At 74.6% G+C, this 26,398-nt stretch carries 24 protein-coding genes and 2 pseudogenes; 15 read left to right on the top strand and 11 right to left on the bottom strand.

Going from position 1 to position 26,398, the window contains the following annotated elements; genetic code table 11:
* Positions 1-99: 99 nt before the first annotated feature.
* The 5 genes from ACWPWV_RS07605 to ACWPWV_RS07585 all read left to right on the top strand — a co-directional run bounded on the left by ACWPWV_RS07605 (position 100) and on the right by ACWPWV_RS07585 (position 3,299).
* The gene (locus tag ACWPWV_RS07605) at positions 100-600 is read left to right on the top strand and encodes a class F sortase (RefSeq protein WP_454042313.1); all 501 of its coding nucleotides are present in this window, start codon (positions 100-102) and stop codon (positions 598-600) included.
* Positions 597-1,250, top strand: coding sequence for an RNA polymerase sigma factor (locus ACWPWV_RS07600; protein WP_454042312.1), 654 nt, complete (start codon positions 597-599; stop codon positions 1,248-1,250). Before ACWPWV_RS07605 ends, ACWPWV_RS07600 begins: the two co-directional genes overlap by 4 nt.
* Positions 1,234-2,025, top strand: a complete 792-nt coding sequence (locus ACWPWV_RS07595; protein ID WP_454042311.1) for an anti-sigma factor — start codon at positions 1,234-1,236, stop codon at positions 2,023-2,025. Before ACWPWV_RS07600 ends, ACWPWV_RS07595 begins: the two co-directional genes overlap by 17 nt.
* Before the next feature lie 76 nt (positions 2,026-2,101).
* The gene (locus ACWPWV_RS07590) at positions 2,102-2,311 is read left to right on the top strand and encodes an epoxide hydrolase N-terminal domain-containing protein (RefSeq protein WP_454042310.1); all 210 of its coding nucleotides are present in this window, start codon (positions 2,102-2,104) and stop codon (positions 2,309-2,311) included.
* Positions 2,283-3,299, top strand: coding sequence for an epoxide hydrolase (locus ACWPWV_RS07585; protein ID WP_454042836.1), 1,017 nt, complete (start codon positions 2,283-2,285; stop codon positions 3,297-3,299). Before ACWPWV_RS07590 ends, ACWPWV_RS07585 begins: the two co-directional genes overlap by 29 nt.
* 97 nt (positions 3,300-3,396) lie before the next feature.
* Here ACWPWV_RS07585 and ACWPWV_RS07580 read toward each other — a convergent pair whose 3' ends face one another.
* Both ACWPWV_RS07580 and ACWPWV_RS07575 read right to left on the bottom strand, forming a co-directional pair.
* A complete protein-coding gene (locus ACWPWV_RS07580) occupies positions 3,397-3,729 on the bottom strand; it encodes an ArsR/SmtB family transcription factor (protein WP_454042309.1) in 333 nt (110 codons plus the stop codon).
* On the bottom strand, positions 3,726-4,214 hold the full coding sequence (locus ACWPWV_RS07575; protein WP_454042308.1) for an SRPBCC domain-containing protein: 489 nt from the start codon (positions 4,212-4,214) through the stop codon (positions 3,726-3,728). The genes ACWPWV_RS07580 and ACWPWV_RS07575 overlap by 4 nt, the downstream gene beginning before the upstream one ends.
* A gap of 154 nt (positions 4,215-4,368) precedes the next feature.
* Between ACWPWV_RS07575 and ACWPWV_RS07570 the strand changes: the two genes are divergently transcribed.
* Together ACWPWV_RS07570 and ACWPWV_RS07565 are read left to right on the top strand one after the other, a co-directional pair.
* Entirely contained in the window at positions 4,369-4,704 is a 336-nt protein-coding gene (locus ACWPWV_RS07570; RefSeq protein ID WP_454042307.1) for an ArsR/SmtB family transcription factor, read from the top strand.
* Positions 4,701-5,423 (top strand): cation diffusion facilitator family transporter, encoded by a 723-nt coding sequence (locus ACWPWV_RS07565; protein WP_454042306.1) that lies wholly within the window; start codon positions 4,701-4,703, stop codon positions 5,421-5,423. Before ACWPWV_RS07570 ends, ACWPWV_RS07565 begins: the two co-directional genes overlap by 4 nt.
* Positions 5,424-5,441: 18 nt before the next feature.
* On the opposite strand, the gene ACWPWV_RS07560 is transcribed toward ACWPWV_RS07565, so the two are convergent.
* Positions 5,442-5,837, bottom strand: coding sequence for an ArsR/SmtB family transcription factor (locus ACWPWV_RS07560; protein ID WP_454042305.1), 396 nt, complete (start codon positions 5,835-5,837; stop codon positions 5,442-5,444).
* Between the two features lie 63 nt (positions 5,838-5,900).
* Between ACWPWV_RS07560 and ACWPWV_RS07555 the strand changes: the two genes are divergently transcribed.
* Positions 5,901-7,316 (top strand): FAD-dependent oxidoreductase, encoded by a 1,416-nt coding sequence (locus ACWPWV_RS07555; RefSeq protein ID WP_454042304.1) that lies wholly within the window; start codon positions 5,901-5,903, stop codon positions 7,314-7,316.
* 112 nt (positions 7,317-7,428) lie between these two features.
* On the opposite strand, the gene ACWPWV_RS07550 is transcribed toward ACWPWV_RS07555, so the two are convergent.
* Positions 7,429-7,866 (bottom strand): arsenate reductase ArsC, encoded by a 438-nt coding sequence (locus ACWPWV_RS07550; protein WP_454042303.1) that lies wholly within the window; start codon positions 7,864-7,866, stop codon positions 7,429-7,431.
* 25 nt (positions 7,867-7,891) lie between these two features.
* Positions 7,892-8,883, bottom strand: a pseudogene (locus ACWPWV_RS07545) (metalloregulator ArsR/SmtB family transcription factor).
* An 80-nt stretch (positions 8,884-8,963) separates the two neighbouring features.
* On the opposite strand from ACWPWV_RS07545, the pseudogene ACWPWV_RS07540 reads away from it, so the two are divergent.
* Positions 8,964-9,179: pseudogene (locus tag ACWPWV_RS07540) on the top strand (NAD(P)-binding domain-containing protein); the annotation flags it as partial.
* Positions 9,180-9,764: 585 nt separating this feature from the next.
* Here ACWPWV_RS07540 and ACWPWV_RS07535 read toward each other — a convergent pair.
* Positions 9,765-10,325, bottom strand: a complete 561-nt coding sequence (locus tag ACWPWV_RS07535) for a hypothetical protein (protein WP_454042851.1) — start codon at positions 10,323-10,325, stop codon at positions 9,765-9,767.
* 279 nt (positions 10,326-10,604) lie between these two features.
* Between ACWPWV_RS07535 and ACWPWV_RS07530 the strand changes: the two genes are divergently transcribed.
* Positions 10,605-11,255, top strand: a complete 651-nt coding sequence (locus ACWPWV_RS07530) for a fasciclin domain-containing protein (RefSeq protein WP_454042835.1) — start codon at positions 10,605-10,607, stop codon at positions 11,253-11,255.
* A 114-nt stretch (positions 11,256-11,369) separates the two neighbouring features.
* Here ACWPWV_RS07530 and ACWPWV_RS07525 read toward each other — a convergent pair whose 3' ends face one another.
* Positions 11,370-11,993 carry a dihydrofolate reductase family protein gene (locus tag ACWPWV_RS07525; protein WP_454042302.1) on the bottom strand — a complete coding sequence of 208 codons (624 nt, stop codon included), beginning with the start codon at positions 11,991-11,993 and terminating at the stop codon, positions 11,370-11,372.
* Positions 11,994-12,121: 128 nt separating this feature from the next.
* Between ACWPWV_RS07525 and ACWPWV_RS07520 the strand changes: the two genes are divergently transcribed.
* Positions 12,122-12,817, top strand: a complete 696-nt coding sequence (locus ACWPWV_RS07520; protein ID WP_454042301.1) for a M23 family metallopeptidase — start codon at positions 12,122-12,124, stop codon at positions 12,815-12,817.
* A gap of 7 nt (positions 12,818-12,824) precedes the next feature.
* Here ACWPWV_RS07520 and ACWPWV_RS07515 read toward each other — a convergent pair whose 3' ends face one another.
* Positions 12,825-13,229 carry a hypothetical protein gene (locus ACWPWV_RS07515; protein WP_454042300.1) on the bottom strand — a complete coding sequence of 135 codons (405 nt, stop codon included), beginning with the start codon at positions 13,227-13,229 and terminating at the stop codon, positions 12,825-12,827.
* Positions 13,230-13,471: 242 nt separating this feature from the next.
* On the opposite strand from ACWPWV_RS07515, the gene ACWPWV_RS07510 reads away from it, so the two are divergent.
* Positions 13,472-19,543, top strand: coding sequence for a PKD domain-containing protein (locus ACWPWV_RS07510; protein WP_454042299.1), 6,072 nt, complete (start codon positions 13,472-13,474; stop codon positions 19,541-19,543).
* A 93-nt stretch (positions 19,544-19,636) separates the two neighbouring features.
* Here ACWPWV_RS07510 and ACWPWV_RS07505 read toward each other — a convergent pair whose 3' ends face one another.
* The 3 genes from ACWPWV_RS07505 to glsA form a co-directional block, all read right to left on the bottom strand.
* Positions 19,637-19,930, bottom strand: a complete 294-nt coding sequence (locus ACWPWV_RS07505; protein WP_454042298.1) for a hypothetical protein — start codon at positions 19,928-19,930, stop codon at positions 19,637-19,639.
* 184 nt (positions 19,931-20,114) lie between these two features.
* Complete coding sequence (locus tag ACWPWV_RS07500) at positions 20,115-21,776, bottom strand: MFS transporter (protein ID WP_454042297.1); 1,662 nt, start codon at positions 21,774-21,776, stop codon at positions 20,115-20,117.
* Complete coding sequence (glsA, locus tag ACWPWV_RS07495) at positions 21,773-22,789, bottom strand: glutaminase A (RefSeq protein WP_454042296.1); 1,017 nt, start codon at positions 22,787-22,789, stop codon at positions 21,773-21,775. The genes ACWPWV_RS07500 and glsA overlap by 4 nt, the downstream gene beginning before the upstream one ends.
* 163 nt (positions 22,790-22,952) lie before the next feature.
* On the opposite strand from glsA, the gene ACWPWV_RS07490 reads away from it, so the two are divergent.
* The 3 genes from ACWPWV_RS07490 to ACWPWV_RS07480 all read left to right on the top strand — a co-directional run bounded on the left by ACWPWV_RS07490 (position 22,953) and on the right by ACWPWV_RS07480 (position 26,394).
* Positions 22,953-23,639, top strand: a complete 687-nt coding sequence (locus tag ACWPWV_RS07490; protein WP_454042295.1) for a TetR family transcriptional regulator — start codon at positions 22,953-22,955, stop codon at positions 23,637-23,639.
* A gap of 65 nt (positions 23,640-23,704) precedes the next feature.
* A complete protein-coding gene (locus tag ACWPWV_RS07485) occupies positions 23,705-24,724 on the top strand; it encodes an ABC transporter ATP-binding protein (protein ID WP_454042294.1) in 1,020 nt (339 codons plus the stop codon).
* A complete protein-coding gene (locus tag ACWPWV_RS07480; protein ID WP_454042293.1) occupies positions 24,721-26,394 on the top strand; it encodes an ABC transporter permease in 1,674 nt (557 codons plus the stop codon). The genes ACWPWV_RS07485 and ACWPWV_RS07480 overlap by 4 nt, the downstream gene beginning before the upstream one ends.
* Positions 26,395-26,398: the final 4 nt, after the last annotated feature.

Here is a 26,398-nt window from a genome sequence, read left to right as displayed (position 1 = left end):
GAGACCGCCGCCGGAGGTCACGTCCCGGCGGCGGAGGCTCCCGCCCGGCCCGCCCCGGGCGGGAGCACCGCCGGGACGGACGCGGCGACGTCGGGCCCCGTGCCCGACGTCCCCGTCCGTCCCGCGCGGGACCAGGCGGGGGCGGCACCACCGGCGGCGACCCGGGTCGTCGTGCCGTCGATCGGCCTGGACATGGCCGTGGAACCGGCGGGCGTCGACGGCGAGGGACAGATGGCCCTGCCCGACGACGCCCGCTCGGCGGCGTGGTACCGGTTCGGTCCGGGGCCCGCGAGCCCCGCGGGGGCCGTCGTCGTCGCCGCGCACGTGGACGACCTCGCCGGAGCAGGACCGTTCGCACGGCTGGCCGACGTCGCGGCCGGCACGACCGTCGACGTCCTCGACGCGACGGGCAGCACCTACACCTACACAGTGACCGGCGTGGAGGACGTCGCGAAGGCGGACCTCCCGATCGACACGGTCTTCGACCGCGAAGGCCCGCCCCGGCTCGTGCTCGTCACCTGCGGTGGTGAGTGGGACCGCGAGCGACGCTCGTACACCGCGAACGTCGTCGTCACCGCAGAGCGGACGGGCGGTGCGTGACGGGCTACGATCGCCCCACACGCACACGGCCGGCGACGACGAGGACGGCCCCCGAGCACGGAGGACCCGAGCTGAGCTCCCCCGACACCGCGGTCGACGACGCCGACGTCGCCCTCCTCGGCCGGCGGTTCGCCGACGGCGACGAGGAGGCGCTCGCCGAGGCGTACCGCCGGTGGTCGACGCTGGTGCACACCATCGCGCTGCGGTCGCTCGGGAACCGGGCCGACGCCGAGGACGTGACGCAGCAGGTCTTCGTCGGGGCGTGGCGCGGGAGGCACCGGTTCGACCCGGACCGCGCGCGGCTCCCCGCCTGGCTCGTCGGCATCACGCGGCACAGCGTCGCCGACGCGCACGAGGCGCGGTCCCGGGCCCGGCGCTCCGAGCAAGCCGTCGCGGCGTCGGCTCCGAACCCTGAGACGACGGAGGACGACGTGCGCCGGGTCGCCGACCGCGTGCTCGTCGCCGACGAGCTCAGACGGCTCGGAGACCCGGGGCGGACGATCCTGGAGCTCGCGTTCTTCCGTGACCTGACGCACGTGCAGATCGCCGAGGAGCTCGACCTGCCGCTCGGTACGGTCAAGAGCCACGTACGACGGAGCCTGATCCGGCTGCGCGACCGAATGGAGGTGGACGGTGCAGCACATCGATGACGAGACCCTCGCGCTCCTCGCGCTCGGCGAGGACGTGCTCGACGACGCCGCGCGCGCCCACCTCGGCACGTGCCCGGGCTGCGCCACCGAGGTCGACGGCCTGCGCTCGGTGGTCGACGACGCACGGGCCGGTGGTCCCGACCTCGTCGCGCCCGGGCCGGACGTCTGGGACCGCATCCAGGCGGAGCTCGGGCTCGGCGCCTCCTCGACGCCCTCGACGCCGGCACCGGCACCGGCACCGGCCGGTGTCGCTCCGGCCGAGCGGTCGGGCAGCGGCACGGGCGGCACGACCGGCGCGGGCGACCTCGCGACCGTGACGCCGCTCGCAGGGCGGAGGCGCCGTGCGTGGCTGCCCGTCGCCGCGGCCGCGTGCCTCGCGCTCGTCGTCGGCGTCGCGGGCGGCGTCTGGTGGGAGCGGCGCGAGGTCACCCCGGTCGAGACGACCGTCGCGACCGCCGAGCTCGCCCCGCTGCCCGGCTGGGACGACGCGAGCGGTGAGGCACGGGTCGAGGAGTCGGCCGACGGTCGGCGCCAGGTGGTCGTCTCGCTCGACGCCCCGGCACCCGACGGCACGTTCCGCGAGGTGTGGCTCCTCGCGGAGGACGTGAGCGGGCTCGTGAGCCTCGGCGTCCTGGAGGGCAGCGAGGGACGGTTCGACCTCCCCGACGGGCTGGACCTCGCGGACTTCCCGCTGGTCGACGTCTCGGAGGAGCACTTCGACGGCGACCCCGCGCACTCGGGCGACTCGGTCGTGCGCGGCCCGCTCGACGTGTAGGTCGCCCGCGCTCCAGCCTTCGCTCCCGCCCGAGAAGAGGCCACGACCTGACCGCCTCGAGCGGGACGCTGGTCGTATGACCACCTCCGAGACCACCCCGTTCCGCATCGAGATCCCGCAGGCCGCGATCGACGACCTGCGCTCCCGGCTGGCCGCCACGCGGTTCGCCGACCAGCTGCCCGCGGCGACGTGGGGGCACCGGCGGCGCGCGCACGGCCGGCGCCGAGGACTGGTCGCGCGGCGTCCCCGACGCGTGGCTGCGCGAGACCGTCGCCTACTGGCGTGACGAGTTCGACTGGCGCGCCTTCGAGGACCGCGTCAACGCGCTCCCCCAGGTCCTCACCGAGGTCGACGGCCAGCGCCTCCACGTGCTGCACGTGCGGTCGAGCCACGAGGACGCGACCCCTCTCGTCCTGACGCACGGCTGGCCGGGGTCGTTCGTCGAGCTCCTCGACCTCATCGGCCCGCTCACGGAACCGCAGGAGCACGGTGGGGATCCTGCGGACGCCTTCCACGTCGTCGTCCCGTCGATCCCGGGCTTCGGCTTCTCGAGCCCTCTCGCGGACGGAGGCTGGGACGAGGCGCGCATCGCCCGCGCGTTCGCCGAGGTCATGGACCGGCTCGGCTACCAGCACTTCGTCGCCCAGGGCGGCGACGCCGGGGCCGGGATCTCGCCGGAGATCGCCCGGGTCGCTCCGGGTCGGGTCATCGGGGTGCACGTCAACGGGACGACCGGCCAGATCCCCGAGCTGCCGCTCCCCGCCGACGTCGAGGCGGCGCTCACGGACCGCGAGCGCCGGGCGGTCGCCGACATCGAGGCGTTCTCGTGGTCGCAGATGGGCTACATCGCGGTCCAGGGAACGCGACCGGGGCTCGTCGGGACGATGCTCACCGACAGCCCGGTGGCCCAGCTCGCCTGGATCGCCGACAAGTTCCAGGCGTGGACGTGGCCCGTCGACGCTCCCGTGCTCGACGTGATCGACCGCGACGTGCTGCTCGCGAACGTCTCGCTGTACTGGTTCACACGGACGGCCGGGTCGGCCGCGCTCACGGTCTACGCGCAGGACACGGCGTGGGGCACGACGAAGGAACGGACGGACGTGCCGCTCGCCGTGCTCAACCTCGCCCACGACGTCGCGATCCGCCGATACGTCGAGGAGAGCAACACCGTCGTCCGGTGGACGGACGTCGACCGCGGCGGTCATTTCGCTGCGCTCGAGGAACCGCAGCTCCTGGTCGACGACCTGCGCACGTTCGTCCGCGGCCTGCGCTGACGGACCCGCCGGCCGCACGCGAGATCGGCCCGTCCGTCGCGGCGTCGACCCTCTGGGGGTCGACGTCGCGGCGGACGGGTCGATCTGGCGGTGACCGTCAGGGCGAGGACTCCGCGATGCGGCGGATGGCCGCAAGGCGTCGGTCCCACCCGGCGCCGATCGCGTCGAGCGCACGCGCGGTCTCGGTGAGGCGGGCGCCGAGCGCCCGGTACCGGACCTCGCGCCCGGCCCGGGTGGCCTCGACGAGGCCGGCGTCCGCGAGCACCGTGAGGTGCTTGGCGATCGCCTGCCGGCTCACGGGGAGCATCTCCGCGAGCGCCGACGCCGAGAGCTCGGCGCCGCCCAGCTCCGTGAGGATGCGCCAGCGCGTGTCGTCGGCGAGGGCGGCGAAGACGGGCGTGAGCGTTGCCGCCGGGTCCGGCGCGCTCACGCCGGCGCGCCCGCCGGGGGGACGGTCGCCCCCTCCACCAGCGCGACCAGCTCGTCGAGCTCGCTCGTCCAGCCCTGGCGGTGGTCCTCGAGCGCCGCGCGCGCGTCCGCGAGGTGCTCGAACCCGGTCTCGACGACGCTGAGCACGGTCGAGTCGCCGTCGGGCACGAGCGTGAAGCGTGCGACGGTCGAGTTCTCGTCGGTCAGCGGCTGACCGGCCGGAGCGCTCCAGCGCAGCGCGAACACGGCCGGCTCGTCGTACTCCTCGATGCGGACGGGAGCGTCGGCCTCGCCGTCCCAGCCGAAGACGCCCTCCCCGCCGACGCGGAGGTCCGGCAGCGTGGCCCGCTGGCCGAACCACTGGCTGATGAGGTCCTCGTGCGTGAGGGCCGCCCAGACGCGGTCCACGGACGCACGGATGTGCACCGTGCGACTCACCGTGAACGTCTCCTGGTCGACGACGGCCGGCTCGTTGGTCGTGGTCATGGTCGTGCTCCTCTCGGTACGTGATCGGGACCCTGTTCGCTCCAGGCAATGCAACTACAGAGTTGCACGACATCACCGTCAGGCGCAACCCCTCAGTTGCATCCACCGCATCGGAGCCTGGTGACGGTACAGCGTTCCGTGTATCGTCGACGCCATGGCCGAAGCCGTCACCCTGACCCACACCGCCGCGCTCGCACGCCTCGGGTACGCGCTGTCGGACGAGACCCGGACGCGGATCCTGCTCACCCTGCGGGAGGCGCCGGCCTACCCGTCGGACCTGGCCGACGCGCTCGGCGTCTCACGCCAGGTCATGTCCAACCAGCTCGCGTGCCTGCGCGGCTGCGGCCTCGTCGAGGCGATCCCCGACGGGCGTCGCACCTGGTACCGGCTCGCGGACGCCCACCTCGCCCCCGCGCTCGACGACCTCCTGCGCCTCGTGGTGGCCGTCGACCCGGCGTGCTGCGCGCCCGAGGGGTGCACCTGCTCATGACCTCGGTCTCGCTCGGGCCGCGCCCCCTCTCCCCTGCACGCCGGTCCGTCCTCGAGCGGCGGGTCCGCCGGGTCGTCGCCGCGACCATCGCGTACAACGTCGTCGAGGCGGTCGTCGCGATCACCGCGGGGCGCGTGGCCTCGTCAGCGGCGCTCGTCGGGTTCGGCCTCGACTCCGTCGTCGAGGTGCTCTCCGCCGCCGCGGTCGCCTGGCAGTTCGCCGCCCCGGACCCGCACTCCCGCGAACGCGTCGCGCTGCGCGTGATCGCCGTGTCGTTCTTCGGTCTCGCGGCCTTCGTCAGCGTCGACGCCGTCCGCACCCTCCTCGGCGCCGCCGAGCCGGACCACTCCCCGGCCGGCATCCTTCTCGCCGCCGTCAGCCTGGCCGTCATGCCGTTCCTCTCGTGGTTCGAGAGGCGCACCGGGCGCGAGCTCGGCTCCGCGTCCGCCGTGGCCGACTCGAGGCAGACGCTGATCTGCACCTACCTGTCGGCCGTCCTGCTCGTCGGGCTGGTGCTCAACGCGACGCTCGGCTGGACCTGGGCGGACCCGCTCGCCGCGCTCGTGATCGCGGCGTTCGCGGTGCGCGAGGGCGTCGAGGCCTGGCGCGGCGACGCGTGCTGCACACCCGTCGGCGCGCTCCTCACCACCAGCGACACCACCGACGACGACGACGGGTGCCACGACGGCTGCTGCACCCCCGGGCCTGCGGCCCGCTAGGCGCGGCGCCGGCCTCGCTCACCCCCGGGCGGTCTCCGTGAGCACGGCGGCCAGGGCCGTCAGGGCGCCCGGCACCAGCGAGTAGTACGCCCAGCGCCCGCGCTGCTCGCGGGTGAGCAGCCCCGCCTCGACGAGGATCTTCAGGTGGTGGCTGACGGTCGGCTGCGCCAGGCCGACAGGACCGGTGAGGTCGCAGACGCACGCCTCCCCTCCGTCGTGAGCGGCGACGATCGACAGGAGCTGGACCCTCGTGGGGTCGCCCAGCGCCTTGAACACGCGGGCGATGTCGCGCGCGACCTCGGGGTCCGCGGCCTCCCGGACGAGGGGCGCGCAGCACCCCGCCGCGGCCGGTGCTGTCGGCGGGGCGGGCGTCAGCTCCACTGTCGTCGTCATGGCCCCCATCTTGCCACGCATCGACAATCATGGATACGTTGGCCTCGGTTTGATCGAAGTTCGTCGATGCGAGGAGAGTGTGCGATGAGCGTGGAGCGTGCGGAGCTGCCGGTCGTGGTGATCGGCGGGGGCCCGGTCGGGCTGGCGGCGGCGGCCCACCTGCTGGAACGCGGTCTGGAGCCGGTCGTGCTCGAGGCGGGGGCCGGACCGGGAGCGGCGGTGGCGTCGTGGGGCCATGTGCGCCTGTTCTCGCCGTGGCGGTACGACGTCGACGCCGCGGCCCGTCGGCTCCTCGAGCCGACCGGATGGGTGGAGCCGGACCCGGACGTGCTGCCGACCGGTGGCGAGCTCGTCGGGCGGTACCTGGCGCCGCTGGCGGCGACCCCGGCCATCGCGTCGCGCCTGCGCACGGGGACCCGCGTGCTGGCGGTGGCGCGCGACGGCGCGGACAAGACCCGGTCGCTCGGCCGCGAGCGGCAGGGCTACCGGGTGCGCACGGTCGGTCCGGACGGGCGCGTGCAGGACGTCCTGGCCCGCGCCGTGATCGACGCGTCGGGCACCTTCGGGACGTCGAACCCGCTGGGCGTCTCGGGGCTGCCGGCCGCGGGCGAGGCCGAGTCGGCCCGCTTCGTGACGGGTCCGCTGCCGGACGTCCTGGGCGCGCAGCGCGACCGGTTCGCCGGCCGGGACACGCTCGTGGTGGGGATGGGCCACTCGGCCGCGAACACGCTGCTGAGCCTCGTCGAGCTCTCCGAGACCGAGCCCGGCACGACGGTCACGTGGGCGATCCGCGGCGGCTCGGCCCGGCGCCTGTTCGGCGGCGGGACCGACGACGAGCTCCCGGCGCGCGGGCTGCTCGGCACGCGCCTGCGCTCCGCCGTCGAGGCGGGGCGCCTGACCCTTCTCACGCGGGTCTCGATCGAGCGCCTCGTCCCGGGCCCGGACGCCGTCCAGGTGCTGGGCACCGCGCGCGACGGCGCCCTGAACCTCGACGTGCACCAGATCGTCGACGCGACCGGGTTCCGCCCCGACCTCGACATGCTGCGCGAGGTGCGTCTCGACCTCGACCCGGTCGTCGAGGCGCCCACGGCGCTGGCTCCCCTCATCGACCCGAACCAGCACTCGTGCGGCACGGTCCCGCCGCACGGCGAGCAGGTCCTCTCCCACCCCGACGACGGGTTCTACCTCGCCGGCATGAAGTCCTACGGGCGTGCCCCGACGTTCCTCCTCGCGACGGGGTACGAGCAGGTGCGCTCGATCGCCGCGGCGCTGGCCGGGGACCGGGCGGCGGCCGACGCGGTCGAGCTGGACCTGCCCGCCACCGGTGTCTGCTCGAGCGACCTGGCCCTGGCCGCCGACGGCGAGGCCGCCGGCGGCTCGTGCTGCGGCACGGCACCGGCCGAGCCGCAGCTCGTCGCACTCGGTGTCGGGGCGCCGGCGGGTGTCGGATTCGGCTCGGGTGTCGCGCACGGGCGTTCGAGCGACGGTCTGGACGCGTGAGCCCGTACGACCGCTGGCTCGGCACGAGCGTGATGCAGAAGACGCTGACCTGACACGCGCGTCGGCCGGGACCCTGGGCAGGGTCCCGGCCGACGTCGTGGTACGGGCAGTGTCAGGCGGTGGCCACCTGCACGGGCGTCACGCCGAGCTCGTCGAGCAGGGTGAGCACGCGGGTGCGGATCTCGTCGCGGATGGGGCGCACGGACTCGATGCCCTGCCCGGCCGGGTCGGCCAGGGCCCAGTCCTCGTAGCGCTTGCCGGGGAAGATCGGGCAGGCGTCGCCGCAGCCCATCGTGATCACGACGTCGGACGCCTGCACGGCGTCCGTGGTGAGGACCTTGGGCTGCTCGGCACGGAGGTCGATGCCCTCCTCGAGCATCGCCTCGACCGCGACGGGGTTGATCTGCTCGGCGGGCGCCGACCCGGCCGAGCGGACGTCGACGGCGCCGCCGGACAGCGCGCGCAGGTACCCGGCGGCCATCTGGGAGCGGCCGGCGTTGTGCACGCAGACGAACAGTGCGGACGGCTTCGCGGTGGTGGTCTCGGTCATGGGGTTCTCCTGGTGGGCGGGCGGGTCACCGGTCGGTGTGGGTGAGGTCGGGCAGCAGGTCGATGAGGAGGGCGCGGACGCGGGTGTCGAGCTCGACGCGGATCGCGGCGACCCCGGCCGGGGAGGCCAGGGCGGGGTCGCCCACGAGCCAGTCCTCGTACCGCTTGTCGGGAAGGACCGGGCAGACGTCGCCGCAGCCCATGGTGATCACGACGTCCGCGGCGCGGACCGCGTCGTCGGTCAACGGCTTGGGGAACGCCTCGCCGTCGGTGGTGCCGAGCGCGGTGAGCTCGGGGCGCACCGCGGGGTGCACGTCCGCGGCCGGCGTCGAGCCCGCGGAGCGGACGACGACGCGGTCCCCGGCGTAGCGGCGGACCAGGGCGGCCGCGAGCTGAGACCGGCCGGCATTGGCGACGCACACGAAGAGCACCTGCGGTCGAGCGTCGGCCTCGCGGGACAGGTCCGCGAGGCGTTGGCGGGCGAACCGGTCCGTGAGGGTCAGCAGGTGCGCCGAGACCGTGGCCGAGCGGGCCAGGGCCGTGTAGGACTCGCGCACGGTACGCAGCACCACCTCGGGGCCGACGTTCGGGTGGCGGGTGGCGAGGTCGGCGGCCAGGCGGTCGAGCGCGGCGTCGACGTCCTCCAGACCCGTGGCTCGTGCGGGGCGACCAGCGCCTCGAGCGCGGCCGGGGCGAAGGACTCGAGCAGGGTGGAGACCGCGCCCTTGTAGCCAGGGGTGATGCGGTACCAGACCCAGGTGCCGCGCCGCTCGGAGGTCAGCACCCCGACGTCGCGCAGCACCTTGAGGTGGTGCGACACCGTCGGCTGAGACACGTCCGTCAGGGCAGCCAGGTCGCACACGCACGCCTCCCCGGCCGGGGAGGTCGCGATGAAGGACAGCATCCGCAGCCGGAGCGGCTCGGCGAGGGCCTTGAGCGTGGTCGCGACGGCGACGGCGACCTCGGTGCCGATCGCATGGGACTCGGCGTGCAGGAGCGAGGGCGCCTGTATCGACATGTGTCTATGTTGACACCTGTCGATGCCTTGGACAAGGCGGCGGCTCGTCGCTGCTCCGGTCGGCGGCATACGGTGGTCGTATGAGCACCCTGGGGATCATCGGCAGCGGGAGCATCGGATCGGCGGTCGCCCGGCTCGCCGTCGCGGCGGGCATCCCCGTCGTGGTCGCCAACTCGCGCGGCCCGCAGACCCTCACGGGCCTGATGGACGAGCTCGGCCCTCTCGCCACCGCCGGGACCGTGGAGCAGGCCGCAGCAGCCGGTGACCACGTCGTGCTCTCGGTCCCGCTGACGGCGGTCGAGACGCTGGACCCGCACCTGCTCGACGGCAAGGTCGTGCTGGACACCACGAACTACTACCCGTCCCGCGACGGACGTGTCCCGCGCCTCGACGACGGCGACGTCACCTGCGGCGAGCCTGGTCCAGGAGCACTTCCCGGCAGCGCGCCTGGTCAAGGCGTTCAGCAACATCGTCGCCCCGCACGTCCGCGCCTGGCCCGCCCGTCCGGCGCCGACGACCGCACCGCCCTGCCGATCGCCGGCGACGACGACACGGCGAAGGCCGAGGCCGCAGCACTGATCGACCGGCTGGGGTTCCTCACCGTGGACGCCGGGACCCTGGCCGACGCGTGGCGGTTCGAGCCGGAGTCGGCGGCGTACACCCCGCTCTACCTGGCGGACCCGAGCACACCGCCGGAACGGCTGATGGAGGCCCCGGCCGCCCCCGTCCCGCCCCCTCCCGCCTGTCGCGCCACCTCGCCGCCGCCACCCGGGTCGACGTCGCGGGCCGGCAGTTCTGACCACCGGGCGGCTCCCGACGGAGCACGCGGGCGAGCGGGCGTCCCGCGACCGGTCCGCCCGGCGGACGTCGGGAGACCTGGCCTAGCGCGTCGGCGGCAGCACGATCTCGCGCGTGCTGGTGAGCACCGTGACGGGCTCGTCCGCCGGCAGCCCGTCGACGTGCACGACGCTCGTGCTGGGCTCGACGTCGATCGTGCAGGGCCGCGTGTCGGTGGCCGGGCGCCGGCCGAACGTGAAGGCGAGGGTGCGCTCGGCCGGGTCCCACTCGACGTCGACGGGCGTGAGCGGGCACGAGCTCGACCCGACGGTCACGACGTTCACCGTCTCCGGCTCCCCGCCGCGGGCGAACCCGACGCCGTGCTCCTCGGGGTCGACGGCCGGGCGGAGCTCACCTCCCTCCGCCGGGAGCCCGGGGTAGGTGACGTCCGCGACCGAGCGGACGTGCACCACGGGGTCCGCGACGCACGCCGCGAGCCCGAGGCCTGCCGCGAGGGCGACCGCCCCGCCGACGGCGGCGCGCGTCGTGCGGCCGCCGACCGGGCGGGTCCTCCGGGTCGTCCCGGTGGGCCGGGTCGCTGCCGCCTCCCGCGTGGTCCTCGTCCGGGTCGCCCGGGTCGTGGTCGTGCTCGTGCTCCACGTCATGGCTCGTCCTTCCGTGCACGCCGGGCGACGTCCGTCCCGGCCGTGCGACCCACGCTCGTCCTGAGGCCGCGGCGGCCGCATCGGGCGATCGCGCACGACCGGCGACGCCGGGACTCAGGCACACCTCGGTGGCACGACCGTCCCGGGGTGAGGCACCTCAGGCGGACCTCGTCGCCGTCCGGTGCATCCGTGGGGACCGTCCTGGGGGAAGAGCAGGTGGACGTCGACACGACGTCCGGCGGCTCCCGGGCCGCCGTGCTCCGACGAAGGGACTCGACGATGAACCTCCGACGCACGCTCCGCCGCACCACCGCCGCCATGACGGCGGTCCTGCTCGCCTCGACGGGCGTCGCGGTCGCCGCGACCTCGGCCTCCGCCGCACCCGGCACCACCAGCCTGGCCGCCGTCCTCGCGGCCGACGGCGACACGTTCGACCGGAACTGGTCGGACTTCGACATCGTCGACCAGGCGGTCGCCGCCGTGCTCGCCGCGAAGCCGGACAGCCCGGTCGCCGTCCTCGCCGACGGGACCGTCCCGCTCACCGCGTTCCTGCCGAACGACCGCGCCTTCCAGCTCCTCGCGTTCGACCTCACGCACCGGTGGCAGCGGACCGAGAGCGGGACGCTGACGGCGATCGCGGGGGCCGTCGGCATCGACGCCGTCGAGCAGGTGCTCCTCTACCACGTGGTCCCGGGCGCGACGATCGACGCCCGCACCGCGCTCGCCTCCGACGACGCGGCGCTCACCACCGCCCAGGGCGGCACCTTCCGCGTCGACGTCCTGAGCAAGAAGCTCGCGCTCGTCCGGCTCGTGGACCAGGACCGGAACGACCTCAACCCGTTCCTCGTGGCGAGCAAGCTCGACCTGAACAAGGGCAACGTGCAGATCGCGCACGGGATCACGGCCGTGCTGCGTCCGCTCGACCTCTGAGCCGTCGCCTCGCCGTCCTGACGGTTCGGTAGCCCGCGCACCGTTCGGCACCTCGTGCTCTCCCCCGGCGTCTGCAGCCGCCGACGAGCGCACGAGGTGCCGAGCCGTACGCCGTCAGGCAGGACCGGCGTCGTCGGACGCGGGGCGGAGCCGGAAGCGCAGGTGGGTCACGCGTTCGCCCGTCGAGATCTCCGGGCCGTCGAGCACGTACGGGGCCGGACCGATCGCGTCGAAGAACCGCACGCCGTCGCCCAGCAGGACGGGTACCAGGTCGAGCACGACCTCGTCGAGGAGACTGGCCGCGAGCGCCTGGCTCGCCATCTCGCCCGCGTTGACCGCGACGTCGAGACCGCCGGCGAGCTCGTGCCCCGCCGCGACGGCGTCCTCGATCCCCGTCGTGACGAACCGGAACGGTGCGCCGGGATGCGCGTCGACCCACTCCTGCGGGACGGTGTGCGTGAGCACGACGACGGGCTTGTCGAGCGGGTGCGTCCCTCCCCAGCCGTCGGTCATGTCGAACAGCCGCCGGCCCACGACGAGGACCCCGATCTGCGGCATCACGGTGCTGAGATAACGGTGGTCGGCCGGGGACAGGTGGAAGTGCACGTCCGGGTTCGCGCTCGGGAACTCCTGGTCGCCGCCGTCGTACCAGGCGAAGAGGTGCTCGAAGCCGGTGCCCTGCGGTCCCGCGATGAACCCGTCCAGCGACACGCTCGCACTCGTGGTCACGATGCCCATGCCGTCCGCTCCCTCCGTCTCGACGGCCCGTGCTCGTGCGCGGGCCCACCCGTGGTCCGACCGGACCGGTGCCCGCGACTCATCGGCCTGCGTACGGTGGGTCCAGTCGCCCGACCCCGGAGGTGCGTGTGCCCGAGCCCGTCGTCCTCTCGCTGCCGTTCACCGGGCGGTGGCTCGTCCAGAACAGCCCCGCGCGGCGCGTGCCCAGCCACGGGGTCGAGCTCTACGGCATGCGGTACGCGATCGACTTCGTCGGCGTCGACGAGCGGCACCGCACGAGCCCCGTCCGCGACTGGCGGACCGCGCTCGCGACCGAGCCGCCGGAGCGGTTCGTCGCGTTCGGGCGACCGGTCCTCGCGCCCGGTGCGGGCGTCGTCGTGCACGTGCACGACGGCGAGCCGGACCACGAGGCGCGGCGGTCGCCGTTGGCGCTGGTCCCCTACGCGGTCGGCCAGGCGGGGCGCGTGCGACAGGGGCGGGAGGCGGTCGCGGGGAACCACGTCGTCGTGGCGCTGGCCGGGCGGCGCGCGTGGGTCGCGCTCGTGCACCTGCGGCTCGGGTCGCTGCGCGTGCGTCCGGGCGAGGAGGTCGCCGAGGGCCAGGTCCTCGGCGAGTGCGGGAACTCGGGCAACTCGACGCAGCCGCACGTGCACGTGCAGGTCACGGACGGTCCGGACCTCGCCGTCGCGCGCGGACTCCCGACGGCGTTCCGCGACTTCCGGGAGTGGCCGCACCGGGGTCGCGCCGCGGTCGAGCGCGACGTGGGCGTGCCGGGCGAGCGGTCCGTGGTGGAGCCGCTCGCGGCCGGTCCGACGCGCTCCTAGGCGGCCGTCACGCCTGGCGGACCTCGTGCGCGCGCTGCCAGGCGCCGACGACGCGGCCGTCGTCGGTGACGAGCCGGAACGGCGCGAGGGGAAGGTTCCCCGCCCGCAGCCGGGACCGCAGGACCTCGAGCGCCGCGGCGTCGTCCGAGGCGCCGAAGACCTCCCCGCGGACGGCTCCCCCGGCGGTGACGACCTGGTACCTCGTGGAGGCGGTGTCGCTCGCGCGGACCTCGTGGGCGTGCTGGGCGACCTCCTGGGCGACCTCGCGCGTCGGCAGCTCGTTCCACGTGCGGTCCTCGGTCTCGAGCACCCAGGTCCCGTCGGTCACCTCGGGGCGGACCGTGTACGAGCGGTCCTCCGAGGCCGCGCGCCACGCGTCCCCGTCCAGCGCAGTCCACCGCAACGTGCTCATCACATCCCCTGCCGGCCAGAACTTGGCACCGGCGTGTACCCCACACCAGGCCCGAACAGTGTGACCCATGGGTGCGCGAGGACGAACTCGACCGCCTGGTAAGGGTGCCGTACGGCGACCGGCGGCGGCGGTACGCACCGCCCCGACCTGCGACGACGTGGAACTTCACCCTCGACACCCCGCGGTGCTGCCCCCAGGATGAAGGCGCTCGGCGACCGCCGGCAGACCGACGGGAGACCTGCATGCGCAGCGCACGCGCCCTGATCGCCGGTGGCCTCGCCGCCGTCCTCGCCGTGGGGGGCTCGGTCGTCGTGGCGGCGCCGGCCTCCGCGAACGCCGCGACGTTCCAGTTCGGCAAGGCCGTCTACGGCCCGAACGAGGTCGTGCTCATCGAGACGGGCGGCCTCACCCGCGACTGCGACTTCATCGAGACGACCTCGGACCTGTACGTCGTGCCGACGGGTTCCGTGGGCCCCGGCAGCACCCTGTCCGACGTGAGCGGGACGCCGAACACCGTGCAGAGCTTCCTGCTCGGGAGCGCCGTGATCGACGAGCAGGTCGCGATCACCGCGCCCGGCGGCACGCTCGGGACGGGGACGTACGACGTCGTCGAGGACACGTGCCAGAACGGCGTCTTCGACGGCTCCGACTCGATCCGGCGCGAGGCGTTCTCCGTCGCGATCCCGAGCAGCGTGCCCGACCTGCCCGGCGGCGCGATCGCCGCCATGAAGTCCGCGGCCTCGGCCGAGGCGGACCACTGGCGCGACGCCGCCCTGGCGTACACCGTGCTCTTCACCGCGTACAGCACGTACGAGCTCGTGTCGTCGGCGATGGTCCGCGACATGAAGGGCTTCATGATGTTCTACCTGACCTACGTGTGCAGCACCCCGCTCGTGCCGGCGGCACCGGGCGGGTCGCCGGTCAGCCCGTGGTGCCCCACGGTGAGCATCCAGGACACGCTGCGGCTGCAGATGGAGGTCGTGCGCACGGTCGTCAACCACTCGCGACACTACGAGGGCATCGCGGCCGACCCGCCGGACCCCGACTTCGTCGACCCCGCCCTCCCCGGCCCCGTCGCCACGTTCGACTGGCCGTCCGGCGACCCGGTCGGCACCGCGCTCGCCGACTGGGCCGACACCGCGGCGCAGGGCGAGACGCTGACGAAGGCCTACCTCGCGTCGATGGAGAAGTACCAGGGCGCCGCGGAGCAGGACGACGTCGCCGCGGCGCTGATGCACGCCCGGGACGTCCAGGCCCGCGCCGCCGACCTCGCCCTCGTCCTCGAGCAGCAGGACGCCGCGGCAGCCGCGCTCACCACGATGCTGGACGAGCGCGGCGTGGACCTCGACGCCGCCGTCCAGGACCTCCGCGACCTGCAGGAGCGCGTCGCGTCGGACGGGCCGACCGACGAGGAGCTGCGCCACCTGCGCAACGCCGGCTTCTCGACGACCGAGATCGCCGAGCTGGACCGGGTGCTCGTGGAGGACGTCGAGCTCGAGCACCCGTTCGCCTCGCTCCAGGAGCTCGTCGACGCGCAGGCCACGGCCAACACGTCGATGGCGTCGGCCTTCGTGGGCGTCGCCGACGCGCTGGACCCGGTCGTCGCGGAGCTCGAGACCGCGGTTGCCGTCCGCGGCGTGCCCGCCTACCCCGTGGTCGACGCGGGCGGCCCGTACGCCGCCGTGGTCGGTACGCCGGTGCAGGTCACGGCGTCGTGCGCGGACTGCGCGCAGGCGGCGTGGGACCTCGACGGCGACGGGGCGTTCGACGACGCGACCGGCCCGACGGCGACCCTCACGCCGACGAGCACGGGCGACCGGCTCGTGGCCGTGCAGGTGACCGACGGCGGCGGTCGCCTCGGCGTGGACGTCGCGACGCTCTCGGTCTCGAGGGCCGACCCGGGCGTGACCCTCGGCGGTCTCACCCCGCCGCCCGACGGGGGTGTGGTCGAGGTCCCGCTCGGTTCCGCCGTGGAGCTGACCGCCACCGGAACGGGGCCGGCGGGCGAGACGCTCACGCCGCAGTGGGAGCTCGACGGGCAGCCGGCCGGGACGGGCGGCACGTTCACCGTCACGGCGACGACCGCCGACCCGGCGGCGCGCGACGTGCGCGTCACCGTGTCCGACGGCGTCTCACGGCGCACCGCGCACTGGTCCGTGCTCGTCACCCACCCCGACGCGGACGGTGACGGCTGGACCGCGAACGCCGACTGCGCCGACGACGACGCCGCCGTGCACCCGGGCACGCCGGAGGTCCCGGGGAACGGGCTCGACGACGACTGCGACCCGGGCACGCGCGACTCCGGTCCGCCCGAGGCGGGGTTCGACGTCGGCCCGCAGCCGGGGATCCTCGGCGAGGCGGTCACCCTGACCGACACCTCGACCGACCCGGACGGCGAGGTGCGCGACCGGGCGTGGGACCTCGACGCGGACGGCTCGCCCGACGCGACGACCCGCGAGGTCGTGCACACGTGGACGACGGCCGGCCCCCACCCCGTGACGCTCACCGTCACCGACGACGACGGCGAGAGCGCCGGCGTCACCCGCGAGGTGGTCGTCACCGACCGCCCGGTGGCGGCGTTCTCCGTCGAGCCGGCCGAGCCCGAGGTGGGCGCGACCGTCCTGCTCGCGGACGCCTCGACCGACGCCGACGGGATCGCCTCCTGGGAGTGGGACCTCGACCACGACGGCACGACGTTCGACGTCGACAGCACCGAGCAGTCCCCGCAGCACGTGTTCGCGGCCGACGCGACGGTCGCGCTGCGCGTCACGGACGCGCTCGGCGCGGTCTCGGAGGTCGTCACGCGGCGCGTCGACGTGTCGGGCCCGCCCGTCGCGTCGTTCGAGCCGCTCCCGGCGGGCGGCCGCACCGACGTCGCGCTGCTCGCCCACGGCGCGACCGTCGTCGGGTCGTCCAGCCAGGCGTCCGCGACGTACGCGCCGCAGGAGATGGTGGACGTCGACTACCCGGACGCCTCCCGCCCCTGGCGCACCGCGAACGGCCAGGTCACCGACCAGTGGGCGACGCTCCGGCTCGGGGCCGACTACCTCGTGAGCGCGGTCGAGCTGCGCTCCGCGGCGTCCGGCGCGCGCGTGCGCGACGTCGAGCTCGCCGTCTCGACGACCGGCACCGACCCGGCGGACCTCACGACGGTCCTCCGGGACCGCGTCGCGAACGACGCCACGCTGCAGACCTTCGAGCTCGACCGCCCGGTCGCCGCACGGTACGTGCGGCTCGACGCCAAGGACCGCTGGGGCACGACGGCCTACCTCGCCGTCGACGAGCTGCGGCTCCTCACCGGGCAGGTCGGCGACGCGACGGTCACCTTCAGCGACGCCTCCCAGGACCCCGACGGGGACGTCGTCGCGTGGGCGTGGGACTTCGGCGACGGGGCGACCTCGACCGAGGCGAGCCCGACGCACACCTTCGCGGCGCCGGGCACCTACCCCGTGACGCTCACCGTCACCGACGCGACCGGCCGCACGGCCGGCACGACCCTGCCCCAGACCGTCGTCGGTCCGCCCGCGGTCGCGACCATCGGGCCCGTGACCGTCGCGGAGGGGTCAGGCGCCGCGTTCGGCGACACGACCCCGACGACCGACCGCGGTGTCGTGGACCGCACGTGGAGCTGGGGCGACGGCACGACGACCGCCGGGACCGTGGCCCCGAGCCACTCCTTCCCCGACGACGGCACGTACGACGTGACCCTCGCCGTCACCGACACCTTCGGGCAGCGGGCGAGCACGACCCGCTCGGTCACCGTGACCAACGCCCCGCCGACGGCCGACGCCGGAGCGAACGCGTCGCTCTTCGTCGACGCCCTCTGGACGCCGGCCGCGAGCGCGACCGACCCCGGCACCGGCGACCGCGGGACGCTCGCGTGCCGCTGGGACTTCGGGGACGGCACGACCGTCGACGTGCAGCCGTGCTCGACGAGCACGGTCCGCGTGCCGCACGCGTACACCGCCGCCGGGACCTACACCGCGACGCTCACCGTGACGGACAAGGACGGCGGGACGCGGACCGACACGACGACCGCGACGGTCGCCCTGCGCCGCACGTACCTGTCGGTGCACCCGGTCCCGGGCACCGCCGCAGGCGGCGACGTCGACGTGCGCGCGGTGCTGTGGGACCGCGAGTCGTGGGCGCCCCTGGGCGGGGTCCCGGTGACGCTCGCGCTCGGAGCGGAGTCCCGCACGCTGACGACCGACGCGGACGGCGTCGTGCGCGCGACCCTGCCCCTCGCCGGCTCCGAGGGCTCGGTGACGGGGACGTTCGCCGGCGACCGCGTGCGCGGCGCGGCCACCGACACCGACGCGGTGACCACCAACCTGCGCCCGCCCGGCGACGTCGTTTTCCTCGTGGACGAGTCGGGGTCGATGGGGACGTACCAGGCAGCGGTGCGCAACAACGTCGTCTCCATCTCGAACCAGCTCGCGGCGGGCATCGACCACCAGATCGGCCTGTGGGGCTTCGGGGCGGGCACCGACCACAGCCTCCCGGGCCGCGACGGGTACCTCCCGCACCTGCACGTCCCGCCCACGGACAATCTCGACGAGGTGTCGGCGGCCGCGGCGGCGCTCACCACGAGCGGGGGCACCGAGCCGGGGGTCAACGCGATCGTCGACGCGCTCGGCCCGACGGCCGGGCTGCGGCCGGACGCGGGCGTGTGCCTCGTCCTCGTCGCGGACGAGCCGGTCCAGCAGGCCCTCGGCGTGACGCTCGCGGACGCTCAGGCCGCCCTCGCCGCGCGCGGGGCGGTCCTGTACTCGATCGTCACGCCCGGTGCGGGCTCGCAGGGGTACCAGGACCTCGCGATCGAGAGCGGTGGTGCCGTGTTCGACATCGGGACGTTCGGCGCGAACCCCACGCCGGTGCTCGAGGCGCTGCTCTCGGGCTGCGTCACGCAGATCACGCAGCGGCCCGACCTCGTCACCACGGTCGACGACGGCCGCACCGAGGTGGGGGCCGGCGAGCAGGTGGAGCACACCGTCACGGTCGCGAACGCGGGCGAGGCGGACGCGACGGGCGTCTCGGTGACCGTCGAGCTCCCGGCGGGCGCGACGTTCGTCGCCGCGTCCGACGGCGGCACCGCTGCCGACGGGACCGTGACCTTCCCGACGACGGACCTCGCGGCCGGTGCCCAGCTGGTCCGGACGGTGACCGTCCGCGCGGGCGGCGGTCACGGCGACCAGCTCACGGTCACCGCGACGGCCACGGACGACGGGGCGCACGGAGGCGACCTCACGCCCGCCAACAACACCGCCACGGACACGGACACCGTCGTCGCGCGACCGCGCCTGACCGTCGTGACGCGCGTCGTGAACGACGCCGGCGGGACGGCCTCGCCCGCCGACGTCGCCGTCTCGGTGACGCGGGACGGCACCGTCGTCGCCGTCTCCTCGGGGACGGGTTCCGGCGTCACGCACGAGCTCGCGCCGGGGACGTACGTCGTCCCGCCCGTGACCGTCCCGGCGGGCTACGCGGAGAGCCCCCGCGAGGGCTGCACGGCGCCGCTCGACCTGGCGTACGGCGACCACGTGACGTGCGTCGTCACGGTCGACGACGTGGCGCCCGTCCTCACGGCGACCGTCACCGTCCAGGGCGGGACGGCCGTCGTCGACGACGTCGGGCTCACCCTCGACGGCGGCGCGGTCACGAGCGGTTCGCAGGTCACCACCGCGGCCGGGACGCGGACGCTCGCCGCGACCGCGCCCGCGGGGTACGCGGTCTCCGTCGGCGGGGACTGCGCGGCGGACGGCACCGTCACGCTGGCGCTCGGCCAGGAGGCCGCGTGCACGGTGCTGGTGACGTTCCAGGAGACCGACACGGACGGAGACGGGGTGGACGACGGCCAGGACGTCTGCCCCGCCTACCCCGACCCGGCGCAGACCGACTCGGACGGCGACGGGACCGGCGACGCGTGCGAGCCGTGGTCGTGGCCCGTGGGCGGCTTCCACGCGGTCGGCGCGGACGCGGCGCACGCCGACGGCGACGACGTGTACTTCTGGGGCGCGCAGTGGGCCGGTCGCAACGCAGGCGGCCCGGCAGCGTTCAAGGGCTTCGTCGGTGCGGGCGGCGCGACCCCCGTGTGCGGGGGGACGTGGACGTCGCGGCCGGGCAACAGCTCGCACCCGCCGGCGACCGTGCCGCCGTTCATGGCGGTCGTCGTCACCGCCGACCCGGTGAAGAAGGGGTCGACGACCACGGGCACGGTCGAGAAGGTCGTCGTGGTGCGGACCGACCCCGGGTACGCCGGGAGCCCGGGCCACCCGGGGACGGGCCAGGTCGTCGCGACGCTCTGCGAGTCCTGAGCGTCAGGCCCGACGAGAAGGACTGGCGCGCAGAGGACGGTTCGGCACGCGGGGCGGGCGCGCGGGCGGCGCGCCCGTCCCGCGTCGGGAGGATCAGACCGAGCAGGTGGGGCTGACGGTCGCCTGGCTGCTGACCACGTGCCACTCGCCGATGCTCGCGAGCCCCGTGTTCACCTTGTACTGCGTGCCGATCTTCCGGGCGGTGTACACGACTCCCGGGTTGGTGACGTAGACGCGCACGGAGAACGGCTTCGCCGAGCTGAACGCCACCTGCCGGCCGGCCGGGCACGAGAACCCGGGTGCCGCGCTCGCCGCGCCGACGGGGACGACGGCGACGCCGAGCGCCAGGCCGACGCCGAGCAGGACGCTCACGAACCTCTTCTTCATGGACAGGTCCCTTCTCGCTGGCGACCCGTCGTCGGGCCGCGCGCTCGATGTTGACAGGCACGACGACCAGCTGGCAAGACTTTGTCAGGAGATCTCACGTATCGACCTCGCACCGCTGGCCGGGCGCTGGTGAAGGGGCCCGGGGATCGGCGCCGGTACCCGGTGCCGGGCGCGCCGGAGCGCGTCAGGGAGCCGGTTCGGGCGACGGGTCCGGGATCTCGCCCGGGCGGTAGCGCGGCAGCCGGCTCGCCGGGAGGATCGCCGTCGCGCTGACGCCCGCCAGGATGAGCAGGCCGAGGCGCAGCGTGTCGAGGCGCGCCTCCTCGTTGACCGCGACGGCCGCGTCGACCTGCGCCGCGTCCGCGTCGGTGCGGTCGAGCACCTCCTTGAGCTCGTCGTTGCTCACGAAGTTCACGCTGTCGAGGTCGACCTGCGCGACGAGCGACGGCGGCAGCTCGGGGTGCTCGACGACGGCCCGGCCGACCGTGATGCCGAGGATCGTGACGAGCAGCGCGCCGACCAGGGCGGTCCCCACGGCGGACGCGAGGTTCTGCGTGGTCCCGCGGATCGAGCCGACGTCGCCCGCGAGGGTCTTGGGCACCGCCGTCACGAGGACGTTGAACACGAGGGTGACGAGCGCGCCCTGGCCCACGCCGAAGACGAACAGACCGAGGATCGTCGGGAGCGTCTCCCAGTTGTTCGTCACGACGAGCGCGAGCCACGCGAGCCCGACGGTCGTGAGGACGAAGCCGAAGACGCCGATGACCCGCGGCGCGAAGCGCCCGTAGAACCGCACGACGAGCGTCGCCGTGACGAACACGGTGAGGTTGAACGGCATCATCGCGAGCGCGGTGTCGAACGGTGTACGACCCTGCACGATCTGGATGTACAAGGGCACGGTGAAGTTGAGCGCGGCCTCGAGCGCGACGACCACGAACATCGCGTAGACCGCGGCGCGCTCGCTCGGCGAGCCGAGGACGGTGAGGTCGACGAGAGGCGTCCGCCCGGACGCGGCCCGTCGCCGCGTCCACCAGAAGAACGTCTGGCCGAGCACCACGCCGACGACCACGAACAGCGGCGCGGGCGAGGCGCCGGCCACGCTGAACGGCGCGTCGGGGGTCGCGGTGAGCAGCCCCCAGGAGTTCAGGTTGTTGAACCCGAGCGTGAGCAGCACGATCGCCGCGCCGATGAGCACCGCCGCGACGAGGTCGATCCGGATGCCGGGGTCGCCACGGTCGGAGCGCAGCCGGAAGCTGAAGACGAACACCGTGATCGCGAGGGCCAGCACGATGCCGAAGACCGGGCGCCATCCCACGAGCGTGCCGAGCGCGCCGCCGATGAAGAACGCGCTCACGCCGGAGATCGCGCGCGCGGAGCCGAGCGAGCCGATCGCCGTCGCCTGCTGGGCCCCGTGGTAGTTCTCGGCGATGAGGGCCACGAGCGCCGGGACGATGATCGCCGCGGACGCGCCCGCGAGGGCCTGCCCCGCGATCGCCCAGCCGACCGTCGGCGACAGGATCATGAGCACCGCGGAGCCGGCGAAGGTCGCGACGACCACGCGGAACACCGTGACCCACCCGATCCGCTGGCCGAGCTTCGCCCCCGTCATGACGAGCGCCGCGACGGCGAGCCCGTAGACGACGATCGTCGAGCTCACGACCGTCGGGGGGACGCCGAACTCCTCGACCATGCCGCCCAGTGACACGGGCAGAGCCGCGACGTTGAAGGACATGAGGACCTGCGCGAGGAACAGGCCGACCATCGGGACCCAGGACCGCCGCTCCTCGGTCCCGGGCGGGGGCGACGCCGTGGCGCGCGCGGGTCCGGCCGTGCCGTCGTGCGTCATGCGCCGCGCTCCGTTCGTTCGGGGACGTGGACCGAGGAGGCGAAGAGGTTGAGCCCGAGCGCGCGCGAGAGGTAGGCCGTCGCGCGCTGCCCGCGCACGCTGTTGCCCGCGGGGTCGAGCGGCGGCGAGAAGGTGCCGATGGCGCCCTTGCCCGGCGCGACCGCGACGATGCCGCCCGCGACCCCCGACTTCGCCGGGAGCCCGATCTCGAACAGCCACTCCCCCGACCGCTCGTACATGCCGGTCGCCGCGAGGACCGCGAGCGTGTCCCGGCACACCTGCGCCGAGACGACGCGCTCGCCGGTGAGCGGGTTGACCCCACCGTCCGCGAGCGTCGCCCCCATCACGGCGAGGTCCCGCGCCGTCACGCGCAGCGAGCACTGGCGCGTGTAGACGTCGACCACCTCGAGCGGGTCGGTGTCGATCCGCCCGTAGCTCTCGAGGAGCCGCGCGATCGCCTTGTTGCGCATGTTCGTCGCGGACTCCGACCGGTACACCTCGCCGTCGAGCTCCAGCTGGCGACCCGCGAAGCGCGACAGCCCGGTGCGAACGGTCTCCCACTGCTCGGCCGGTGAGCCGCCCGGGACGAGCGCCGTCGTGGCGAGCGCGCCCGCGTTGACCATGGGGTTGCGGGGGTGGCCGTCGTGCAGCTCGACGGCCATGACCGAGTTGAACGCGAGACCGGTGTTGTCCACGCCGACGCGCTCGAGCACCCGCTCGTGCCCGTACGCCTCGCACACGAGCGCGTAGACGAAGGCCTTCGAGACGGACTGGACCGAGAACTCGACGTCCGCGTCGCCCACCGCGTGCACCGCCCCGCCCGACTCGGCGACGCAGACGCCGAACCATGCGGGGTCCGCCCCGGCGAGGACCGGGATGTAGTCGGCGACCGTCCCGCCCGCGTGGTCGCGGTAGCGCTCGTGCGCGGCGTGGACGAGCTCCTCGACGCGGTCCCAGCCGGGCAGCGCGCCCGTGGAGACCTCCTGCTCGACGCCCTCGACGTCCGTGTCCACGCCCACCCCCGTCCGACCGGTCGCGCACCTGTCGCGATGGTTCCACGGGGCGTCCACGACGGCACGCGCAACAGGTCGCCGCGTCCTGGTCGCACGCGCGAGGTGTCAGGTGCCCTGTGCGACGCCCTCGACACCGGCTGAACACGCGGTTAGCATGCTGAACATGCGTTCAACGACGGCCGGCCGCCCGAGCGGCGCGGACTCCGACCTCACGACCCGCGCCAGGGTGCGCGACGCCGCGGTCGAGCGGTTCGCGCGCGACGGGTTCGGCGCGCCGCTGCGCGCCGTCGCGGCGGACGCCGGGGTGAGCCCCGCGCTCGTCGTGCACCACTTCGGGTCGAAGGACGGACTGCGGACGGCGTGCGACGAGCGGGTCCTCGAGCAGATCCGCACGGCCAAGTCCGAGGCGATCGTCCGGACCGACACCGGCGCGTTCCTCCAGTACTTCGCGACGGCCGACCGGTACTCGACGGCCATGGGCTACGTGCTGCGCTCGCTGCTCGACGGCGGCCCGCTCGCCCGCACCTTCGTCACGCACATGATCGAGGACTCCGAGAAGTACGTCGGCACCGCGGTGGCCGCCGGCGTCGCCGTGCCGAGCCGCGACGAGCGGCGGCGCGCGCGCTACCTCACGCTGTCGGCCCTCGGCGCCATCCTCCTGTCGATCACGATCGACCCGCCCGAGGACCTCGGCGACGTGAGCGCCTCCATGCGCCGCTTCTTCGACGAGCTGACGCTTCCCGCCCTCGAGCTCTACACCGAGGGCTTCCTCACGTCCCGCCGCATGCTCGACGAGTACCTCCTCTACGTGGGCGACCCGCCCGCCGAGCCCGGCGCGCCGTCGGCCTGAGCCGCCCCGGGCCCTCCACCGCGCGCCGTCCGCCCCGTGCTCCCACCGTCGCGAGAAGAGGAACCATGACCACCAGCACCCGGGCCTCCGAGGCCCCCGCCATCGAGATCCACGACCTGCGCAAGTCGTTCGGGACGGTCGCCGCCCTCGACGGGCTCGACCTCACCGTCCGACCCGGCGAGGTCGCCGGCTTCCTCGGTCCCAACGGGGCCGGGAAGTCCACGACCATCCGCGTCCTGCTGGGCCTGCTGCGCGCCGACTCGGGGTCGGTGCGGCTGCTCGGCGGGGACCCGTGGCGCGACGCCGTCGCGCTGCACCGGCGCCTGGCGTACGTCCCCGGCGACGTCACGCTGTGGCCGAACCTCACGGGCGGCGAGGCGATCGACCTCCTCACGCGCCTGCGCGGCGGTCGTGGCGGTCGTGACGGTACGGCCACCGCGCGGCGTCGCCAGGAGCTGCTCGAGCGCTTCGAGCTCGACCCGACGAAGAAGGCCCGCACGTACTCCAAGGGCAACCGGCAGAAGGTCGCCCTCGTCGCGGCCCTGCTGTCCGAGGTGGACCTGCTGATCCTCGACGAGCCGACCTCCGGCCTGGACCCGCTCATGGAGGCGGTGTTCACCGAGCACGTGCGCGAGGCGAAGGCGTCGGGGACCTCGGTGCTGCTCTCGAGCCACATCCTGTCCGAGGTGGAGAAGGTCTGCGACACCGTCACGATCATCCGTGGCGGCCGCGCGGTGGAGTCAGGCACGCTCGCCGAGCTGCGGCACCTGACCCGGTCGACGGTCACCGCGGTGGTCGACGGCGACCCGGCACCGCTCGCCGCGATGGACGGGGTCCACGACCTCGCCTCCACGCGGACCGACGCGGGCACGCGCGTCGGGTTCGACGTCGACGACGCCCGGGTCGGCCCCGTCCTCGCGGCCCTGAGCGCGCTCGGTGTGCACAGCCTCACCGCGGCCCCGCCGTCGCTCGAGGAGCTGTTCCTGCGCCACTACGGCGACGACGTCTCCGGCGACGGGTCGGACGGCGCGTCCGACGCCGCGCCCGGGCGCCGGGCGGCGCGCAGCACGGCAGGTGCGCGATGACGACGACGCTGACGCGACCCGCGACGGCCGGTCCCGTGGACCGCGCGCCCGGCGGGACGACGCTCGCGGGCACGTGGACCCTGGTGCGGTCGATCCTGCGGCGCGACCGGGTGCGCCTCGCGGTGTGGGCGGGGTCGGTCGTGCTGTTCTACGCCTACTTCACGTTCGCCCTCGACACGCTGTTCGCCGACCCCGCCGCCCAGCAGGGCCGCGCCGCCGTCATGGAGACACCGGCCGGGATCGTCATGGGCGGACCGGGCTACGGCATCGACCACTACACGACCGGTGTCGCGATGGCGAACGAGGGCATCACGTGGGTCGTGCTGGCGCTCGCGCTGTTCAGCATCCTGCACGTCGTGCGCCACACGCGCGCCGAGGAGGAGTCGAACCGCGCGGAGCTCGTCCGCGCGGCACCCGTCGGCCGTCACGCGCCCGCGGTCGCGACCACGATCACGCTCGTGGCGGCCAACCTCGTCATCGCGACGCTGTCCGCGCTGACGATGGTCGGCACGGGCGGGCTCGCCGTCGTCGACTCGTTCGCGATGACCCTCGGCTCCGCGGTCAGCGCGATGGTCTTCGGCGCGGTGGCCCTGGTCCTGTGCCAGGTCACCGGGCACGCGCGCACCGCGACGGGACTGAGCCTCGCCGTGTTCGGCGTCGCGTTCGTGGTCCGTGCCGCAGGAGACCTGCGCGAGACCGGCGGGAGCGCGCTGTCGTGGTTCTCGCCCGTCGCGTGGGCGCAGCAGATGCGCGCGTTCGTCGACCTGCGCTGGTGGCCGGCGCTGCTGGGCGTCGTCGCGATCGCGCTCCTGCTGTGGCTCGCCTCCGTGCTCGCGTCGCACCGGGACTTCGGTGCCGGCCTGCTCGCGACGCGGGGCGGGCGGCCGACGGCGCGCGCCTCGCTGCACGGTCCGGTCGCGCTGGCCTGGCTGCAGCAGCGCTCCGCCCTGCTCTGGTCGAGCCTCGGGCTCGGCCTCATGTGGTTCGCGTCGGGCACCATGCTCCCCGACATCGACGAGATGGTCGGCGGGATCGCGCAGGACAACCCGGCCGTCGCCGCGATCTTCGGCGCGGACCCCGACCAGTTCACGCTCGGCTTCCTCGGCGTGATGATGCTCTACGGAGCGCTGTGCTGCGCCGCCTACGCCGTCGTCATGGGGCTGCGGCCGAAGGCGGAGGAGTCCGCCGGGCGGGCCGAGGTCGTGCTCGCGCTGCCCGTCTCCCGCGCGCGCTGGCTCGGCGCGCAGCTCCTCGTCGCCGGCGTCGGCACGGCCGTGCTCCTCGCCGTGAGCGTCTACGCGGTGTGGCTGGGCGGCGTGTCGGTCGACGGCGGCGGCCCCGACCTGGGTGCGTACACCACCGTGCTCGTGACCTACCTCCCCGCGGTGCTCGTGTACCTGGCGCTCACCGCGGCGCTCTACGCGTGGGCGCCGCGTGCGACCGGTGCCGGCTGGGCGCTGCTGGCCTACACGTTCGTGATCGGGATGTTCGGCGGTCTGATCGAGGACCTGCCCGACGCCGCGCGCTGGGTCTCCCCGTTCCACTGGGTGCCGTCGGCCTTCACCGAGGACCTCGACGTCGGCCACCTGATCGGGCTGTCCGCCGTCGTGGTCCTGCTGCTCGGTGCCGCGCTCGCGGGCTTCCGACGGCGGGACGTCGCCTCGGCCTGACCGC

The organism is Cellulosimicrobium sp. Marseille-Q8652 (genome assembly GCF_965112045.1).
The sequence above is the reverse complement of the archived record's forward strand: the minus strand, read 5'-3'. Positions and strand labels throughout refer to the sequence as shown.

Bases quoted from the DNA above. Each gene is read 5' to 3' on its own strand.
- ACWPWV_RS07590 (WP_454042310.1), top strand. From the start codon at position 2,102: ATGACCACCTCCGAGACCACCCCGTTCCGCATCGAGATCCCGCAGGCC.
- ACWPWV_RS07575 (WP_454042308.1), bottom strand. From the start codon at position 4,214: ATGACCACGACCAACGAGCCGGCCGTCGTCGACCAGGAGACGTTCACG.
- ACWPWV_RS07570 (WP_454042307.1), top strand. From the start codon at position 4,369: ATGGCCGAAGCCGTCACCCTGACCCACACCGCCGCGCTCGCACGCCTC.
- ACWPWV_RS07565 (WP_454042306.1), top strand. From the start codon at position 4,701: ATGACCTCGGTCTCGCTCGGGCCGCGCCCCCTCTCCCCTGCACGCCGG.
- ACWPWV_RS07560 (WP_454042305.1), bottom strand. From the start codon at position 5,837: ATGCGTGGCAAGATGGGGGCCATGACGACGACAGTGGAGCTGACGCCC.
- ACWPWV_RS07555 (WP_454042304.1), top strand. From the start codon at position 5,901: ATGAGCGTGGAGCGTGCGGAGCTGCCGGTCGTGGTGATCGGCGGGGGC.
- ACWPWV_RS07550 (WP_454042303.1), bottom strand. From the start codon at position 7,866: ATGACCGAGACCACCACCGCGAAGCCGTCCGCACTGTTCGTCTGCGTG.
- ACWPWV_RS07535 (WP_454042851.1), bottom strand. From the start codon at position 10,325: ATGACGTGGAGCACGAGCACGACCACGACCCGGGCGACCCGGACGAGG.
- ACWPWV_RS07530 (WP_454042835.1), top strand. From the start codon at position 10,605: ATGAACCTCCGACGCACGCTCCGCCGCACCACCGCCGCCATGACGGCG.
- ACWPWV_RS07525 (WP_454042302.1), bottom strand. From the start codon at position 11,993: ATGGGCATCGTGACCACGAGTGCGAGCGTGTCGCTGGACGGGTTCATC.
- ACWPWV_RS07515 (WP_454042300.1), bottom strand. From the start codon at position 13,229: ATGAGCACGTTGCGGTGGACTGCGCTGGACGGGGACGCGTGGCGCGCG.
- ACWPWV_RS07510 (WP_454042299.1), top strand. From the start codon at position 13,472: ATGCGCAGCGCACGCGCCCTGATCGCCGGTGGCCTCGCCGCCGTCCTC.
- ACWPWV_RS07505 (WP_454042298.1), bottom strand. From the start codon at position 19,930: ATGAAGAAGAGGTTCGTGAGCGTCCTGCTCGGCGTCGGCCTGGCGCTC.
- ACWPWV_RS07500 (WP_454042297.1), bottom strand. From the start codon at position 21,776: ATGACGCACGACGGCACGGCCGGACCCGCGCGCGCCACGGCGTCGCCC.
- ACWPWV_RS07490 (WP_454042295.1), top strand. From the start codon at position 22,953: ATGCGTTCAACGACGGCCGGCCGCCCGAGCGGCGCGGACTCCGACCTC.
- ACWPWV_RS07485 (WP_454042294.1), top strand. From the start codon at position 23,705: ATGACCACCAGCACCCGGGCCTCCGAGGCCCCCGCCATCGAGATCCAC.
- ACWPWV_RS07480 (WP_454042293.1), top strand. From the start codon at position 24,721: ATGACGACGACGCTGACGCGACCCGCGACGGCCGGTCCCGTGGACCGC.